This is a genomic window from Kordia sp. (assembly GCF_045105435.1).
In the GTDB taxonomy this organism is placed as follows: Bacteria; Bacteroidota; Bacteroidia; order Flavobacteriales; family Flavobacteriaceae; genus Kordia.
The window spans coordinates 1-16,761 of the sequence record NZ_JBGCDL010000200.1; the positions used below are offsets into that span (position 1 = coordinate 1).

The 16,761-nt window shown below is 33.8% G+C and carries 13 protein-coding genes and 1 tRNA gene; 9 read left to right on the plus strand and 5 right to left on the minus strand.

The window, feature by feature from the left end; genetic code table 11:
* Window positions 1-680: DUF2723 domain-containing protein (locus AB8B65_RS10540; RefSeq protein WP_405300939.1), on the minus strand; the 680-nt coding region annotated here is incomplete at its 3' end.
* A 278-nt stretch (window positions 681-958) separates the two neighbouring features.
* On the opposite strand from AB8B65_RS10540, the gene AB8B65_RS10545 reads away from it, so the two are divergent.
* The 4 genes from AB8B65_RS10545 (at window position 959) to AB8B65_RS10560 (ending at window position 5,954) form a co-directional block, all read left to right on the plus strand.
* A tRNA-Gln gene (locus AB8B65_RS10545) sits at window positions 959-1,031 on the plus strand.
* A 503-nt stretch (window positions 1,032-1,534) separates the two neighbouring features.
* Window positions 1,535-3,193, plus strand: a complete 1,659-nt coding sequence (locus AB8B65_RS10550) for a peptidase domain-containing ABC transporter (protein WP_405300955.1) — start codon at window positions 1,535-1,537, stop codon at window positions 3,191-3,193.
* Window positions 3,194-3,198: 5 nt separating this feature from the next.
* Complete coding sequence (locus tag AB8B65_RS10555; protein ID WP_405300940.1) at window positions 3,199-4,551, plus strand: HlyD family secretion protein; 1,353 nt, start codon at window positions 3,199-3,201, stop codon at window positions 4,549-4,551.
* A 2-nt stretch (window positions 4,552-4,553) separates the two neighbouring features.
* Window positions 4,554-5,954 carry a TolC family protein gene (locus AB8B65_RS10560; RefSeq protein ID WP_405300941.1) on the plus strand — a complete coding sequence of 467 codons (1,401 nt, stop codon included), beginning with the start codon at window positions 4,554-4,556 and terminating at the stop codon, window positions 5,952-5,954.
* A gap of 93 nt (window positions 5,955-6,047) precedes the next feature.
* On the opposite strand, the gene AB8B65_RS10565 is transcribed toward AB8B65_RS10560, so the two are convergent.
* Both AB8B65_RS10565 and AB8B65_RS10570 read right to left on the minus strand, forming a co-directional pair.
* Window positions 6,048-6,236 (minus strand): hypothetical protein, encoded by a 189-nt coding sequence (locus AB8B65_RS10565; RefSeq protein ID WP_405300943.1) that lies wholly within the window; start codon window positions 6,234-6,236, stop codon window positions 6,048-6,050.
* Window positions 6,237-6,364: 128 nt separating this feature from the next.
* Complete coding sequence (locus AB8B65_RS10570) at window positions 6,365-7,915, minus strand: helix-turn-helix domain-containing protein (RefSeq protein WP_405300945.1); 1,551 nt, start codon at window positions 7,913-7,915, stop codon at window positions 6,365-6,367.
* Between the two features lie 522 nt (window positions 7,916-8,437).
* On the opposite strand from AB8B65_RS10570, the gene AB8B65_RS10575 reads away from it, so the two are divergent.
* The gene (locus tag AB8B65_RS10575) at window positions 8,438-9,829 is read left to right on the plus strand and encodes a hypothetical protein (protein ID WP_405300946.1); all 1,392 of its coding nucleotides are present in this window, start codon (window positions 8,438-8,440) and stop codon (window positions 9,827-9,829) included.
* A gap of 351 nt (window positions 9,830-10,180) precedes the next feature.
* Here the strand turns inward: AB8B65_RS10575 and AB8B65_RS10580 are convergent, their stop codons facing one another.
* Window positions 10,181-11,005: a universal stress protein gene (locus AB8B65_RS10580; protein ID WP_405300948.1), complete on the minus strand. Its 825-nt coding sequence runs from the start codon at window positions 11,003-11,005 to the stop codon at window positions 10,181-10,183.
* 154 nt (window positions 11,006-11,159) lie between these two features.
* On the opposite strand from AB8B65_RS10580, the gene rimP reads away from it, so the two are divergent.
* The 3 genes from rimP to infB are packed head-to-tail and all read left to right on the plus strand — an operon-like array spanning window position 11,160 to window position 15,756.
* A complete protein-coding gene (gene rimP, locus AB8B65_RS10585) occupies window positions 11,160-11,624 on the plus strand; it encodes a ribosome assembly cofactor RimP (RefSeq protein ID WP_405300950.1) in 465 nt (154 codons plus the stop codon).
* Between the two features lie 13 nt (window positions 11,625-11,637).
* Entirely contained in the window at window positions 11,638-12,870 is a 1,233-nt protein-coding gene (gene nusA / locus AB8B65_RS10590) for a transcription termination factor NusA (RefSeq protein WP_405300951.1), read from the plus strand.
* Window positions 12,871-12,918: 48 nt separating this feature from the next.
* On the plus strand, window positions 12,919-15,756 hold the full coding sequence (infB, locus tag AB8B65_RS10595; RefSeq protein WP_405300952.1) for a translation initiation factor IF-2: 2,838 nt from the start codon (window positions 12,919-12,921) through the stop codon (window positions 15,754-15,756).
* 73 nt (window positions 15,757-15,829) lie between these two features.
* Here infB and AB8B65_RS10600 read toward each other — a convergent pair whose 3' ends face one another.
* Window positions 15,830-16,234: an SPOR domain-containing protein gene (locus tag AB8B65_RS10600; RefSeq protein WP_405300953.1), complete on the minus strand. Its 405-nt coding sequence runs from the start codon at window positions 16,232-16,234 to the stop codon at window positions 15,830-15,832.
* 213 nt (window positions 16,235-16,447) lie between these two features.
* Between AB8B65_RS10600 and AB8B65_RS10605 the strand changes: the two genes are divergently transcribed.
* Window positions 16,448-16,761: c-type cytochrome (locus AB8B65_RS10605; RefSeq protein ID WP_405300954.1), on the plus strand; the 314-nt coding region annotated here is incomplete at its 3' end.

Genomic DNA, 16,761 nt, shown 5'->3' on the forward strand with positions numbered 1-16,761 from the left:
ATAAAATTTTGAACGGTTACGACTTTATAATTCTTAAAGAAATAAATCATTCCAATAGCAGGAATGGTTAATAATCCCATAAAATGCACTCCAAAAGAGAGTCCTACGACCAATGAAATTAAAATAAGCCATTTATTTCCACGTGGCGTATGCATTTCGTCTGCCCAGCGCAATGCCAACCAAAACATAACAGACATAATACAAATTGCCATTGCATATACTTCTGCTTCAACGGCACTGAACCAAAAACTATCTGAAAATGTAAATGCTAATGAACCTACCAAACCACTTCCTAAAACAGCAATTTTCTTTGCCATCGTAAATTCTGGAGTTTCGTCGCTTCCAGTAACTTTTTTCAATGCCATTTTGCGGACTAAATTGGTAATAGACCAAAACATGAATAAAATGGTAAATGCGCTTGAAAACACTGATAAGTAATTTACCATTTTTGCAATCTCTTCTTGAGCGGTTGCAAATGTGGCAAAAATAGCGCCCATCATTTGAAAAAATGGTGCTCCTGGCGGATGTCCTACTTGGAGTTTGGCAGAAGTTGCTATATATTCCGCACAGTCCCAAAAACTTGCTGTAGGTTCTACAGTTAAGCTAAAAGTGATAAGTGCTATAAAAAAAACTACCCATCCTAAGATGGTGTTCCATTTTTTAAAGTTCAGAGAAGTCATGAAATTGCTTTTAATAAGACTAACGGCGAATTTAAGAATTTATAATGTATCAAGTGTGTTTTTTTAGAAAACGTTAAGAAAACTATAAGTTCACTTCAAAAATTAACGTTTGTATGTATGTTTTCGTATAAAATTCAAGCTTTAGTAGCTGTTTTAAACATAGTTTTTATATTGTGTAACATTGAAAATGAGCGTATTTCAAAACTTGATTGGTTTTTTTTATAAAAATGTTTGCTCTTTTCAAACTTTGTCTTAAATTTGCAACCGAATTACAGTATTGGCCCATGGTGTAACTGGCAACACGTCTGTTTTTGGTACAGAAGAGTCTAGGTTCGAGCCCTAGTGGGCCAACAAAAAGTCCCTTTCGATAAGAAAGGGACTTTTTTATTTGTATTATTTTCTTTTAGAAATATCACCAATCCTAACAATTTAGTATTTGAACTTAATTTTGATCTAATCAATTAAATATATTTCAAATCACAAGAATTGTAATGTTTCTCAATTTTCAAGAGCTTTTTAATAAAAAACAATTAATTTTTTTCTAAAATAATGCTCTTGAATGGTTTGATTTTTTAATCATTCTGTTTTTATGTTTTTGAACGTTACAACTGCAAAATGATTGCTTTTCAGTCAATTAGATAATCTATAGTTGTTAAAATTTCTTAAATTTAAAATACATAAGCAATTGTATATCAATATTATAAGATATATTAATGTTAATATTAATAATGTTGTATGCAATATTAATAGTAATACTATTATATTTGCGTTCGTAAATATATAAAATCAATCTTTTTTAGGTTGATTTTATATTTATAAAAGTAATGAGTAAACGCTTTTTTAATGTATACAATATGTCAAATACAAAAATAACACCTTGGCAACGTTTTGTTGGCTTACTTCAATTAGAGAAAAAAGATATTTTTCAGATTCTTTATTATGCGGTTTTTGCAGGTATTGTAACATTATCGCTGCCACTAGGAATTCAATCAATAATAAACCTAATTCAAGGTGCGCAAGTGTCAACTTCTTGGGTTGTGCTCGTTGTTTTAGTAACTATGGGAGTTGTGTTTTCAGGCGCATTACAATTAATGCAATTACGAATTATTGAAACCATTCAGCAGCGTATTTTTATGCGTGCTTCTTTTGAGTTGAGTTATCGTTTCCCTAAAATTAGAATGGATGAGTTGCGTAATTATTATCCGCCAGAACTTGCCAATCGATTTTTTGATACGCTCACAATCCAAAAAGGACTTTCTAAAATATTAATTGATGTGCCATCAGCATTATTGCAGATTTTGTTTGCGTTGATTTTACTATCATTCTATCATCCGTTTTTTATCATTTTCGGCGTATTGTTAGTAGCTTTAATTTTTGTAGTGTTTAAATACACCGCAAAAAGAGGTTTGCAAACAAGTTTAGACGAATCAAAAAACAAATACAAAGTAGCACATTGGATTCAAGAAGTTGCAAGAACCATGGTAAGTTTCAAACTCTCAGGAAACACAAGTCTTGCACTCAAAAAGAACGATGTTTTGGTAGAATCGTATCTTAAAGCACGTGAGAGTCACTTCCGTGTATTGGTGTTGCAATACATTCAAATGATATCATTTAAAGTATTAGTAACGGCTTCGTTACTTTTAATTGGTGGTGCTTTGGTGTTAAATCAAGAAATGAACATTGGGCAATTTGTCGCAGCAGAAATTATCATTTTATTAGTTATTGGTTCTGTAGAAAAATTAATTGTTGGTTTAGAATCTTTCTATGACGTACTAACATCTATTGAAAAATTAGGACAAGTAGTCGATAAAGGTTTGGAGCCGCAAGAAGGTGAAATGCCAAACTTCAAAGAACACATGACTATTGAGCTTGATAAGGTTTCTTACGGAGTTTCCAATAGAGAAAAACCGATTTTAACTAACATTTCATTCAACATTACGCCAAAAAGTCGAATACTTATTCAGGGTGAAAGTGGTTCTGGAAAATCTAGTTTATTGCGAACTATTGCAGGTGTTATTGAACCAACTTCAGGAAGTATTTACGTGAACTCATATGCGATGAAAAGTTTGCATTTAAATCATTACCGATCGCACTTAGGATTATCACTTTCTGAAGAAACACCATTTGAAGGAACAATTCGTGAAAACCTAGCATTCGGAAATGAACAAGTAACTGATGAAGCCATTTTTTGGGCACTTGATAAGGTTGGATTGACACAATTTATCAAAGAACAGCCAAAAGGATTAAAAACCATTTTAAATCCAGAAGGAAAACAAATTTCATACAATATCTCAAAGAAAATAGTGCTGGCAAGAGCCATTATCAAACAACCAAAAGTACTCATCTTAGAAGATCCATTAGATCAATTTAATGTAGATGAAAGTAATGATATTATTGACTTTATTACGGACGAGAAAAACCCGTGGGCATTAATTGTAGTGAGTAGCAATGAACGTTGGAAAACGAATTGTGGAGAGTTAATTACATTGGATAAAGGAGAACTTAAAAAGTAACAGACATGCTAAATATTTCAAATAATCAGTTGAACAAAAAGGTAGACCTTACGGAATATGCATCTGGGAAGCGTGTTTTTAATAAAAAATATTACAAGCAATTAAACAGATTCCTATTTGTATTTGCCATCATTGTAATTATCGTATTGTTTTTGCCTTGGACACAAAATATTTCTGGACAAGGACGTGTAACAACATTGCGTCCCGATCAACGTCCGCAAACAATTCAATCGCAAATTCCTGGACGAATTGAGCAATGGTACGTGCGTGAAGGTGATTCAGTTCGAAAAGGAGATACAATTTTAAAAATATCCGAAATAAAAAGTGAATATTTTGATGATAAATTGGTCGAAAGAACTAACGATCAAATTAACGCAAAATCTTCTTCTGTTACTGCATACAAAGGTAAAATAAAGGCGCTAGAACGTCAAGTTGGTGCGTTATTACGTGAGCGAGATCTTAAATTAAAGCAAACTCAGAATAAACTTATTCAAGCGCGATTAAAAATTAAAGGCGATAGTATTGATGTAGAAGCAGCACGCATCAATAGGAAAATTGCAAAAACGCAATACGATCGTGCGGAAACCTTACAAAACGAAGGTTTGGCTGCGGTAAAAGATGTAGAGGAAAAAAGCTTGAAACTACAAGAAACAGAAGCAAAGTTGATTTCATTAGAAAATAAATACTTAGCAAATAAAAATGATATTATCAATGCGCAAATAGAGTTGTCTCGAACAACAGCAACGTATGCAGACAAAATTTCAAAAGCGCAAAGTGATATGTTTACGGCGCAATCAAGTCAATATGATACAGAAGCACAAGTAACAAAATTGGAAAATCAATATACAAATTACAAAGTGCGTAGCGGATTACTCTACATTTTAGCGCCACAAGATGGTTTTATCAACAAAGCAATAAAAGGTGGAATTGGCGAAACGTTTAAAGAAGGTGAACAATTGGTTGGTATTATGCCAGCAGGTTACGAATTGGCAGTAGAGAGTTATGTGCGTCCTATAGATTTACCACTGATTCATATTGGTGAAAAAGTACGTGTGCAGTTTGATGGTTGGCCAGCAATTATATTCAGTGGTTGGCCAAATATTTCGTACGGAACCTATGGCGCAAAAGTAGTAGCAATTGAAAACTTTATTAGTGATAATGGTAAATACAGAATTTTGCTTGCGCCAGATGAAACTGATCATGATTGGCCAGCATCAATTAGAGTTGGTTCAGGAGCAAAAACAATTGCATTATTAGACGATGTGCCAATTTGGTTTGAATTGTGGCGACAATTAAACAGTTTTCCGCCAAACTATTACCAACCAGAAGGCAAAAGCAAAACAGCTAAGAAAAAATAACTATGAGATATATTTTTCTTTTCTTTCTCTTTCTTTTCAGTGGAAATATCGCAGCTCAGATAGATAATCCGTTAGACTCTGTAATGTCTTTGGACGAATATCTTGGATATGTAAAATCGTATCATCCCATTGTAAAACAGGCAAATTTGATTATCAACGAAAGTGAATCTAAATTGCTGAAAGCACGTGGTGCGTTTGATCCGAAATTGGAAGTCGACTACGATCGTAAGAAATTCAAAAACACCGAATATTACGATAAACTCAATGCAACATTTAAAATTCCAACGTGGTATGGTGTCGAATTCAAAGCAAATTTTGAAGAAAACACAGGCGAATTTCTAAATCCAGAATTCAATGTGCCAACCGATGGTTTGTACAGCGCAGGCGTTTCGGTTTCTTTAGCAAAAGGATTGTTGATTAATGAACGAATGGCAATGCTAAAACAAGCAAAACTATTTACGCAACAAGCACGTGCCGATCAACAATTATTGGTGAACGAAATTTTGTACGAAGCGTCTATCACGTATTTTAAATGGTTGAAGTCGTATCGAAATCGAACTGTATATCAGTCGTTTCTATCCAATGCAGCATTGCGTTTTGACGGAATCAAGAAAAGTTACCGCGCAGGTGAAAAAGCAGCAATTGATACGTTAGAAGCACGATTGACGTTGAATACTCGAAAACTCGATTTAGAAAAAGCACGCATCAAGTATATAAAATCATCATTAGAATTGTCTAATTTTTTATGGTTGAATAATGATACACCTGTAGAATTGCGTCCATCGATTCAGCCAGATACGACAACTTTCAATCGCATTGACGAAATTTTAAATGTAACTGCGTTTGATAGTGAAGATTTTGATGTAGAAACACATCCTAAAATTCAGTCGCTCAATCTAAAATATGAAAGTTTACAGCTTAATAAACGTTTAAAACAGAACAACTTATTGCCGCAGATAGATTTGCAATACAACTTTCTAAGTCAAACACCAGACGAAACAGGAACGTTCAATACGCAAAATTATAAAGCAGGATTGAATATCAGTTTTCCATTATTCTTACGAAAAGAACGTGGAGATTTGCGTTTGGCAAAATTAAAGTTGCAAGATGTAGAGTTTGAACGAACCACAACGCGTGTCAATCTAAAAAACAAAGTTGATGCAGTAACACAAGAAATAGAATCCTATCAAATACAAAATAGACTCACGCAACAATTGGTAGACGATTATGAAGTAATGTTGCAGGCAGAAGAGCGTAAATTCTTTTTGGGAGAAAGTTCGTTGTTCTTAGTCAATTCGCGCGAAGCAAAACTCATAGAAAACAAAATAAAAGCCATTGATTTGGAGAATAAATACTTTACTACCAAAGCAAGTTTATTTAATATAATGGCGAATCTATTATGATAAATTGAAGAAGAAAAAATAGTATAAAAAAATCCCAGTCGCACAACTGGGATTTTTTAGTTCATAATAATCGGTTAAAATAATATGTTAATTTTAACAGTTAATAATTGATTCAAGACATACAAGAATAATTACCGAAAACACTGGATGTGTTTTTCCTGAACATGTTACTGAACATGTATTTGTTTCAACTGCAGATTTTCCTTTTATTGATTTTAATTCTTCCATTGATGCAATGTTAATCTTTTTTAGTGTTAACTTCTTTTTCTCTGTTTTACGCATAGTCAAATAATTTTTTTGTTATGGTGTAAATGTATTATAAGTTTTGTGTAAAGCCCTATTTTTCCTGGTGTCTTTGATGCAATTTATAAATTGCATATGTCTTTTAGGATAAGTTTAACAATAACAAATTACATTGCAGTGCTTTCCGATTGTTTTATAAAATCTGAAGGCTTAATTCCGGTTTTTCGTTTAAAGGCTCTCGCGAACGATTGTGAATTATTAAAGCCAACTTCCAATGCAATGGCTTTAATGGTATACAAACGATAATTTTTGTCTGTTCGGATCTGTTCAATAGCATACTCAACTCGTAAATCATTTAAGTATTCAGCAAATTTCTTACCCTTATATGTGTTGACTACTTTTGATAGATAAGCGGAATTGGTTTTAAAACCTTTGGATAAACTCGGCAGTGTAATATCTGGTCGTATAAAACGTTTTTTTACTTCAAAATCTTCCAAAGTAGCTAAAATCTGATCTATAATATCTTCAGCTATTCCAATTTTCGTCACATCTTCTTTAGCAATACTAATCGTTTCTTTTGGAAGTTTTATAGCTTGCTCATGTTGTTGCACAAACTCTTGGAAACGTTTTTTAATCTGTTTTTGTTTGATGTAAAAGGAAATAAGAACAATGATGAATATGCACAATATTATAAAAGAAATACGCATTAATAAACTATAACTTTTGTCTTTCTGATTCAATGCTTTATTAAGTTCTTGCTGTTTTTGAAGCAACGATCTTCGATCAAATGTCTTTGTTATTTTACTACTCAAGTTTCTGAAGTTTTTTTTGCTAACATCAAAAATATCTAATGCCTTTTCAATGTACAAAGCTTCATTTTTAGGATCATTCTGAGATCTGTAATATGTGTACAGCCGTTTGTAAGTATCAATTATGATAGAGGAAACAATGTGCGGGTTTTTGGTAAAGACAGAATCAACTTTTTTATAATAGTGAATCGCATTTTTTTCTTGATCCAAAGAATCATACGCTTTTGCTGCATGAAAAAGTCCGTTACTTATTAAAAGCTTATCTCTTTCACCATCTAATGAATTAATAGAAATTTGAATTTTCTGAATGGACTTCTCATAATTTTTATCATAAAAATCAATGATTCCATCATTGGCTATAAAATAATATTTAAAATATTCTCTAAGAGGATTCTTTAAGGCCAATTCATAGCCTTTTTTGTTGAATTTTTTTGCGGAATCTAATTGGTTTTTCTTTACATAAATATCTGCTAATGAATAATGCGAAAAAGAAAAATCATACTGATCTCGGTTTGGATCATTAAGTTCGTGAAGGTAACACTCTTTAAAAATTTGCAAGGCTTCATCATACAATTCTAGATGCATCTTTAAAATACCTATATTATGTTTGTTTGCGTATATCAATACTTCATTATAGTTCTTCTCAGCATATTCAATAGCTTTTAAATGATTCTCTAAACCTTTTTCATATTTGCCATCACCAGAATATACAACTCCTTTATATGTGTAGAAAATTGCGGGATAATAATTGTCTCCTAAATTTTTACTAAACTCAATGCCTTTGTCATAGTAGGTGAAACTTTTTAAATAGTCCTTCTTATGTGCAAAGCCTAGTAGTTCATAGCCTTTAGCTATTTGTAAGGAATCTTTCTTTTGAAATGCTTTTGTGTAAAATGTCTTAGCATACATTAAACGTTGAGGCGAGTCTTCTTTATTGGAAAAAAAAGCAACTCTTAATTCATTATATGATTTAGACTGTAACGAATCTGGAATAGTAAAACCCAGAGATTCTTGTGCTAATGAAGCATTACAAAAGATGAAAAATATCGTGAAAAACAACACGTTTCTCAATAAAGGAGAAAAGTGAATACATATATGGTTAATCATCATTTTTGGAGGTAATTGATAAATGTTTAATAAATAGGTAGTGCTTTAATATAGTAGCCTTTTTGCCTATAAAGTTACAGGATTTTCGCAAATATGATAAAAAAAAGAAGTCTATCAATTTATAAATTGATACGTGCAATTCATAAAAAGCAAAATAGAACACTTTTTTAGCCGCAAATTCCATCTTACTTTTATCCTGTTGCAACGCTTCATGGACACTGCTTAATTAGCTAAAGTGTGTATGAAAAACAAAGGAGTCATTCGGAAAATCCTACGTTCTACACAGAACAAAAGAGTATGAAAAAAACCATAAATTAAATTATTATGAAAATAAAGTATATAAAGTTATTCTTCTTGTCGCTATTAATTGTTGGCTTGAATTCTTGTTCCAAAGATGAAGCTTTTGGTGCTGAAAATGATGCAATAGCATTAGATCAAATAGACGTCAGTAAACAATCTGTTGAACACCAAGCATTATTTGAATATGCACGCTTAATGTCGATCGCAATTCATAAACATGAAAACATGAACAATCTATTGCAAGAAGAAGCATTGCGATTAGAAAAACGAGGTTATTATGAACAAGAATTCTTTGTGGGAATGCAAGGAAAGTCGGAAATGAAAGATTTTGCAGGAAAATCATTAAATCAAGTCATCGCAACTATTGATGAAGCAAAATCAAATGTAAACATCAAAGAGTTTTTAAATGTAAATCCTGGAATGTCTGTATTATTAGCGGGAGACAGACATACACAAACATTTACAAACCGTGTATATGTTGATAATAACTTTGATGACCAAGATCCAATGGAAGTTGTGCACTATTATGAAAATGGAAAAATGCATACGGAATTACTATCTGAATATCGTTATGAAAAATCATTTGTAGTACGAAATAGTGAAGTATATCAAGGAGTAACCACAAGTCAATTAGACAAATCAGATAAAAGCAGTACTGTATTATTTGCTTATGATGATGGAAGATCGGTTGTTGTAAATGCAGGAGCTGTATTAACACCAAACGCTAAGCTTTTCCAAAATGGTGATCCGTTTTTAGATGGTGATGGTTCTGGAAATAATGACGGTGATGTAATTAATCCAGGCGGTGGCGGTGGCTACCCTGGTGGTGGATCTACTGGAGGCGGAAGCACAGGAGGTGGAAATACAGGGACACCATGTGGAGAAGATTGTGAACGTGACTGTGAAAACGGAACAGAAAACTTATGGAGATTCCGAACAACAAATGATTATGACGGATTCTTAGCTGGAAAAGGCGAATGGTTCTTTGTAATTATATGGGCAGATGGAGCTGGATATACCATCGAAGATGGTGCTGTGGTAGTCGAGCAATCGTCGTTAACTCACCTACGCACAGGTCAAATAACTAAAGTGACTGATGATGACACTTGGTTTTACCCAAATTTCAGCTCCATCATTTGGGATCCACACGTAAGCGCTACAAATCCAAAACCAGATGGAAACCGTATGAAAGTAGTATGCTTTGAATCGGATGGAGGACGCACAAAAAACTTTGAAACAAAGTTGAGTTTTAAAGTGTTTGATGTTATTGATGTAGAATTGCCAATCGATTTTACTATTAATAATGGCGATGATCTAATTGGAGAATACATTGTTGAGTATTGCCATGATATCGGTTCTGGAGGATTTGTGTATCATCCAGCAGGAGCTGTAGATGTACAGCACAACGAAAGATAATAAAAAAATAAGTTTTTAGGTTAAAAGCTGCTTGATGCGTATATATACAAATCGAGCAGTTTTTTTAGTGAAACTAAATTAACGTGAGTTCGATATAACTTTTTGCTTATAGTTTTGATTTTAAACGCATTGTCTAAAATTGTCAAATCGAGCGCAGTCGAGATTCAATAAAAAAAATAGGTTTCCTACACTTCTCGACTGCGCTCGAAGTGACATATGTTAATTTCATTTATATTGACTACTATTTTTAATCATTTCTTACGTCGAACTCACGTAAATTAAGCTTCTGAGAACTCTAAATTGAAACGAATCTTACTTAAAAGTGATATCTTATATATAATATTTTTCAGATTAAATCTTAAACGTAATCACAGGTCGCAACGAATGGTTTACCAAATCTTCGCTAATACTTCCGTTAAAAAAATGTGCCAATCCTTGTCGCCCATGTGTGCTCATTCCAATCAAATCAGCGTCAATAGCACGTGAAAAATTCAAAATCCCTGTTTCTATCTTATTATCGTTATAAATATGTAATTCATGTTCGCCCAGTTCATCAAAACCTTTAATAAAGGCATCCATTTTCTTTTGGGCAGCATTGGTTGTTGTAAAACGGTTTGGTGTATTTACAAACAATAAATGGAGTTTTGCTTTAAAACTATTTGCAAAATCAACTGCTTGTTCAAACACTAATTTCTGATCATCCGAAAAATCGGAAGCAAACACAAAATTAGCAACAGAAAAATCTTCAATATGATTCTTAATTACTAAAACAGGCGCATCAGCAGTACGTACAACTTTCTCTGTATTTGACCCAATAAACATTTCTTTCAATCCAGAAGCACCACTAGATCCCATAACGACCAAATCAATTTCGTGCTGGCGAATTGCCTGAGTAATTCCGTCAAAAGCCTTGTCTCGCTCTACCGTAACCTCTACATCTATGCCTTTCATAAAATCTTGCGCCATCGTTTTCTCAAAACGTTCGTGTGCAATCTTCATAAACAATAACTGTTCAGGCACATCTAAATTAGAATCACCCGACAAAAAGTGCGATGGCATTTCTAACATGTGCATCAAATAAATGGTGGCATTATTTTGTTTTGCTAACGAAGCGGCGACTTTAAGAGCATATTCAGCTTGATCTGAAAAATCGGTTGGAAGAAGAATTTTTTTCATTTTATGATTACATTTTTATATAAGTATGAAAGTTACAAATAAAAACCTTTGGTTGAATAGTTTTTAAGATTAGAAAAAATGTGTATATTTGCACCGTTATACGAAGGAAAGACTAAAAATGAGGGGACATAAGTCCCCTCTTTTCATACTAAAAATGTTTAAACAAAAAGTTACAAATTTATTACAAGAAGTGCTCGAAGAAGAGTCTTCACTATTCCTTATTTCTAAGGAAATCAAAGCAGGAAACAAGATTGTAATTGTGATTGACGGTGATACTGGCGTTACGTTAAGCGATTGTATGAAGGTAAGTCGACACATAGAGCATAACCTTGATAGAGAAGAAGAAGATTTCTCTCTAGAAGTACTTTCTTCTGGAATCTCGGAAGGAATTACACACATTCGTCAATACAAGAAAAATGTGGGTAGAAAATTAGAAGTCATTATAGAAGACAATTCTAAAGTAGAAGGTACTTTAGTTGTTGCTGATGATGAGAAAATTAAATTACAATGGAAAGCGCGCGAGCCAAAACCCATTGGAAAAGGGAAAGTTACTGTTCAAAAAGAACAAGAAATCCCTTATAAAAATATTGTAAAAGCAAAAGTTATGGTAACATTTTAATTAAAGACATGTCATGGAGAATCTAGCATTGATTGACTCGTTTTCAGAGTTTAAAGACGACAAGCTAATAGATCGAGTAACGCTAATGGCGATATTGGAGGATGTTTTTAGAAATGCATTAAAAAAGAAATTTGGATCAGATGACAATTTTGACATCATTATAAACCCTGATAAAGGTGATTTAGAAATTTGGAGAAATAGAGTCGTAGTAGCAGATGGTGAAGTAGAAGATGAAAATCAAGAAGTGGAATTAACTGCAGCAAGAGAAATTGAACCAGATTTTGAAGTTGGTGAAGATGTATCTGAAGAAGTAAAATTAATTGATTTAGGAAGAAGAGCGATCTTAGCATTGCGACAAAACCTAATTTCAAAAATACACGAACACGATAATACAACGATCTATAAGCAATTTAAAGATCTAGTAGGAGACATTTATACTGCAGAAGTGCACCACATCAGACACAGAGCAGTTATTTTGTTAGATGATGAAGGAAATGAAATCGTGTTGCCAAAAGAAAACCAAATTCCATCTGACTTTTTCCGTAAAGGAGAAAATGTAAGAGGAATTATTGACAGAGTAGACTTAAAAGGAAATAAGCCTATGATTGTCATGTCGAGAACAGCACCAGAATTCTTGGAAAAATTATTTGAACAAGAAATTCCTGAAGTTTTTGACGGATTAATTACAGTGAAAAAAGTAGTGAGAATTCCAGGTGAAAAAGCAAAAGTAGCCGTAGATTCTTATGATGATAGGATCGATCCTGTTGGAGCATGTGTGGGAATGAAAGGTTCTCGTATCCATGGAATCGTGAGAGAATTAGGGAACGAAAATATAGATGTAATCAATTACACAACAAACTTACAACTATATATAACGCGTGCCTTAAGTCCAGCAAGAGTGAGCTCGTTAAAAATTAACGAAGAAACAAAGCGTGTAGAAGTATTCTTAAAACCAGAAGAAGTTTCAAAAGCGATCGGTAAAGGTGGATTTAATATTCGATTAGCAGGACAGCTTACAGGATATGAAATTGATGTATATCGTGAAGGTGTTGAGGAAGATGTTGAATTAACAGAATTCTCTGATGAAATTGAAGCTTGGGTAATAGAAGAATTTAAGAAAATTGGTTTGGATACAGCAAAAAGTGTGCTAGATCAAGAAATGGACTTCCTTGTAAAACAAACAGATTTAGAGGAAGAAACTGTTGGGGAAGTAATTAGAATTCTAAAAGAAGAATTCGAAGATTAATAAAAAGCAGTTTTTTATTTAAAAAGAGGGTAAAATTTAAAATAGCTTATGGCTGAACAAAACAAAATAAGGCTTAGTAAAGTACTACGCGAATTAAATATTTCGATCGATAGAGCTGTCGACTTCTTAACGCAGAAAGGTTTTTCTGTGGAAAAAAGACCGACGACCAAAATATCGCAAGAAGTATACAATGTGCTGCTTGATGGTTTTCAAACTGACAAGAGTAAAAAAGTGGCTTCTAAAGAGCTAGGAGAAGAGAAAAGGAAGGAGAAAGAAGCATTGCGAGAACAACTTGTAAAAGAACAAGAAGAAGCGCAACGTTTACGTGAAGAACGTGAAAAAGTAGTGCGTGCCAAAGCAAACCTATCTGGACCGAAAACGATTGGAAAAATAGATCTAAACCCTCAAAAAGATACAACGTCGTCGGAAAAGAAAGAAACTGCGCCAGCACCAAAAGCTACTACTGAAAAAACGCAAGAAGCAGCAAAGCCACAAAAAGAGCAAAAAGCTATTGAGAAACCAAAGCCTTCTCAAAATGAGAAAAAGCCAAAACGACCTGAGGTAATATCTAACAGACCGAAATTCTCAAAGCCTAAGCAAGTTCAAAAAGTTGAGCCAAAAGCAAAAGCTGTTCAAAAGCCTGCTGAAAAAGAAGTCAAAGCAGAAACACCTGCAACACCTGCAACGCCAGAAAAGAAAGTAATTGAAACGAAGTATCAAAAACTTTCTGGACCAAAAATGACAGGTCAAAAAATTGACTTAACGCAGTTCAATAAAGCCAAAAAGAAGAAAGAAGATTCTAAAAAAGAATCGGAAGCAGATAAAAGGAAAAAACGTAAACGTATTTCTAAAACTGGTACTGGTGGAAACAACAATAACCGTCCTGGTGGAAACAACCGATTTGGAAACAAAGGTGGTGGAAATCGTGGAGGAAACCGAAGAGGTGGAGTTCGTAAAGCACCTGTAGCTAAAGTTGAGCCAACAGAAGAAGAAGTACAAAAACAAGTACGTGAAACGCTTGAAAAACTTCAAGGGAAAAGCAACAAATCAAAAGGAGCTAAGTATCGTAGAGGTAAGCGTGATATTCGTAGACAAAAAACGGAGGAAGATTTAGAACAACAAGCAGCAGAAAGCAAAATACTAAAAGCTACAGAATTTGTAACTGTTAGTGAGCTTGCTACCATGATGGATGTTGGAATAAATGATATCATTTCCAAATGTATGATGCTAGGAATCATGGTAACCATGAACCAGCGTTTAGATGCAGATACCTTAACAATTGTAGCAGAAGAATTCGGGTTCTCGGTAGACTTCGTATCAGCAGATATTGAAGAAGCAATCCAAGAAGAAGAAGACGCGCCAGAAGATTTATCGGCAAGAGCGCCAATTGTAACGGTGATGGGACACGTAGATCACGGTAAAACATCATTGCTAGATTACATTCGTAAAGAAAACGTAATTGCAGGAGAATCTGGAGGAATTACACAGCATATTGGAGCATACGGAGTATCACTTGAAAGTGGACAACGAATCACATTCTTAGATACACCTGGTCACGAAGCCTTTACAGCGATGCGTGCACGTGGAGCCAAAGTAACCGATATTGCAATTATTGTAATTGCTGCGGATGACGATGTAATGCCGCAAACAAAAGAAGCAATCAGTCACGCACAAGCGGCTGGTGTTCCAATTGTATTTGCAATCAACAAAATAGATAGACCAACAGCAAACCCAGATAAGATCAAAGAAAAACTAGCAGCAATGAACTTGTTGGTAGAAGATTGGGGAGGAAAAATCCAATCGCATGATATCTCTGCGAAAACAGGTTTAGGTATTGACGAATTATTAGAAAAAGTATTGCTTGAAGCTGAATTATTAGAATTACAAGCAAACCCAGATAAAAATGCCGTAGGAACAGTTGTTGAAGCATTCTTAGACAAAGGTCGTGGATATGTGTCAACCATTCTAGTGCAAAACGGTACATTAAAAATTGGAGATTATCTATTGGCTGGAAAGCATAGTGGAAAAATCAAAGCAATGTACGATGAGCGCGGTAAAAAAGTAAAAATAGCCGATCCATCAACACCAGTTTCTATTCTTGGTTTAGATGGTGCGCCACAAGCAGGTGATAAGTTTAATGTCTTTGAAGATGAAAAAGATGCGAAACAAATTGCAGCGAAACGTACACAATTATTAAGAGAACAATCGGTAAGAACACAACGTAGAACTACCTTAGGTGATATTGGTAGAAGAATCAAAATTGGAGACTTTAAAGAATTGAACATTATCCTTAAAGGTGATGTGGATGGTTCTGTGGAAGCCTTAACGGATTCATTCCAAAAACTATCTACGGAAGAAATAGAAGTAAAAATCATTCACAAAGCAGTTGGTGCAATTACAGAAAGTGATGTGTTATTAGCAAGTGCTTCTGATGCAATTATTATCGGATTTAATGTAAGACCTGCCGGAAATGCAAGAATGGTTGCTGATAAAGAAGAAATTGATATCAGAACATACTCAATTATCTATGACGCTATCAATGATGTAAAAGATGCAATGGAAGGCTTATTGTCGCCAGAAATGAAAGAAGAAATCACTGGTAATGCTGAAATTAGAGAAACATTCAAAATCTCTAAAATTGGTACAATCGCAGGATGTATGGTGACAGATGGTAAAATCTTTAGAAACTCTAATATCCGATTAATTCGTGATGGAGTTGTCATCTTTACAGGTGAATTGGCTTCGTTAAAACGTTTCAAAGACGATGTAAAAGAAGTAAGCAAGGGATACGACTGTGGATTGCAAGTTAAAAACTATAATGACATCAAAGAAGGTGATATTGTAGAAGCATTCCAAGAAGTTGCAGTGAAGAAAACGCTGAAATAAATAATACTACACATACAAACAAAAAAAAGGATCGCAATTGCGATCCTTTTTTATATCTATAAACTAAAAAAGATTACTTTTTCTTCTTCTTTTTCAAAGGTGTAAATACAAATGCATTCGGATACGTTTCTTTCACTTCCGCTAAATAACGTTCAGCTTCCAATCTAGTCCTAAAATTTCCAACCCAAACCTTATAATTTGGAGTTTCAAATTTCATATTCACGGGAACGTCATTGTTTTTTGCTTCAAAATTTCTCTTAATTTTGTCGGCATTTTTAAGGTTTCCACTGAAAATTTGAACCTTCAAACGATTGTCATTATCGGTTTCTTGGTTAATTTCTTTCTGATATGTAAGTAATTTATCAATTTTTGGGTCTTTGGAAATCGTAATTTCCCCTTGTTGTGCAAATGCGAACCCAACACAAAATAGTGCTGAAGTAGTTAAAATAGTGCGTCTTTTAAAGGCTAAAAATCTCATAATGAATACAATTTTGTACAAATGTAAAATAACCTAACGAACAAACAGGCTAAAATGTTATTTAGAATTACTATAAATTACAAATTAAGAGTTCACTATAATTTCGCAAATTCAACGCTATTTGTATTTTTGCTCAAATTTGGAACAAGCATGAACGTCTAGGTCTAAAAAATACTTAGAAAAAATCATGCCAAATTAAGAAGACTTTAAGATATGAGAAAGGTGAATCACCGCAATTCAATTTCAAGAATTTTAGGAACCGCACTAGCGCTGATGTTGGTATTTTCAACTTCTGCGTTTGCACAAGATGATGCGGCAGTTACAGCTGGTAAAGCTTTGTTTAACGCAAACTGTGCTGCTTGTCATAAATTAGATAGTAAATCTACGGGACCTATGTTGAGAAACATAGAAGCGCGTTTGGCAGAAAATGAAGGTTTAGATCGAGAATGGTTATACAAATGGATTAGAAATAGTTCAGCGTTAATCAAATCTGGAGATCGCTATGCTAATAAGGTGTTTAAAGAGAA

What these genes read in the sequence shown, in the direction of transcription:
- nusA (WP_405300951.1), top strand. Translation starts at nt 11,638, where the DNA reads ATGGAGAATCTAGCATTGATTGACTCGTTTTCAGAGTTTAAAGACGAC.
- AB8B65_RS10570 (WP_405300945.1), bottom strand. Translation starts at nt 7,915, where the DNA reads ATGTATGCTAAGACATTTTACACAAAAGCATTTCAAAAGAAAGATTCC.
- AB8B65_RS10550 (WP_405300955.1), top strand. Translation starts at nt 1,535, where the DNA reads ATGTCAAATACAAAAATAACACCTTGGCAACGTTTTGTTGGCTTACTT.
- AB8B65_RS10600 (WP_405300953.1), bottom strand. Translation starts at nt 16,234, where the DNA reads ATGAGATTTTTAGCCTTTAAAAGACGCACTATTTTAACTACTTCAGCA.
- AB8B65_RS10555 (WP_405300940.1), top strand. Translation starts at nt 3,199, where the DNA reads ATGCTAAATATTTCAAATAATCAGTTGAACAAAAAGGTAGACCTTACG.
- infB (WP_405300952.1), top strand. Translation starts at nt 12,919, where the DNA reads ATGGCTGAACAAAACAAAATAAGGCTTAGTAAAGTACTACGCGAATTA.
- AB8B65_RS10565 (WP_405300943.1), bottom strand. Translation starts at nt 6,236, where the DNA reads ATGCGTAAAACAGAGAAAAAGAAGTTAACACTAAAAAAGATTAACATT.
- rimP (WP_405300950.1), top strand. Translation starts at nt 11,160, where the DNA reads ATGTTTAAACAAAAAGTTACAAATTTATTACAAGAAGTGCTCGAAGAA.
- AB8B65_RS10580 (WP_405300948.1), bottom strand. Translation starts at nt 11,005, where the DNA reads ATGAAAAAAATTCTTCTTCCAACCGATTTTTCAGATCAAGCTGAATAT.
- AB8B65_RS10575 (WP_405300946.1), top strand. Translation starts at nt 8,438, where the DNA reads ATGAAAATAAAGTATATAAAGTTATTCTTCTTGTCGCTATTAATTGTT.
- AB8B65_RS10560 (WP_405300941.1), top strand. Translation starts at nt 4,554, where the DNA reads ATGAGATATATTTTTCTTTTCTTTCTCTTTCTTTTCAGTGGAAATATC.